1 protein-coding gene and 1 pseudogene are annotated in these 613 nt (G+C 48.3%); both read right to left on the reverse strand.

Annotation, left to right across the window (positions count from 1 at the left end):
* Positions 1 to 160: pseudogene (locus tag KIV40_RS29110) on the reverse strand (aerotolerance regulator BatA); the annotation flags it as partial.
* A 43-nt stretch (positions 161 to 203) separates the two neighbouring features.
* A partial coding sequence (locus tag KIV40_RS29115; protein ID WP_285352707.1) for a DUF4381 family protein occupies positions 204 to 613 on the reverse strand: 410 nt, incomplete at its 5' end.

A 613-nucleotide genomic window follows, 5' to 3' on the forward strand; every position in this document is an offset into this window, starting at 1 on the left:
CGCGCTGCCACCAGCTTGGCGTAAGTTGGCTTGCGCCTTCTGACGGTGTCTCACCAATCGCATCAACAAGATCGCGAAAGAACGGCACCTTAATCGCCATCTGCTTGGTTCGGTAAGCGGGAACCGCAAAATAGACCAGAAATGGCAGAGGCAGAATCATCAACCACAGAGGATGTTCAAATTCAAAGCTTGGCGAAATTAAATCAAGCACGAGACGTCTCCTGCGATTGAACCGAGACTCGGTTTTGGTGTTGCTTCATCCAATGAGTCGCTTTAGTAATGATCTCTTTGCGCTGTTCAAACGTCATATAAGTACTGGGATTGGTTAGGCTCTCTACCCAAATTTTTGATGCTGCATCCTTGAAGATTGCCGGCGCTTTCTCGGGCAAGTAGTCATCAAGCAGAGTTAAGGCGCTCTCACCATAAATGCTCGCATTACGTGAATCTAGGTAACGAAGCACGGTTTTCAGCACCTCAAAAACGCGTTTCCCAGACGTTTTATCAGCAGGATCAAGCTGAAGTAGAGCGTCTAGCGCTTCTTGGCGGTAACCGTTATTCCAACGATAGACGGCATAACGATATGCCGCATAGACCAAACCGATCACTAGAGCGA

The sequence above is a fragment of the Vibrio sp. D173a genome (genome assembly GCF_030248475.1).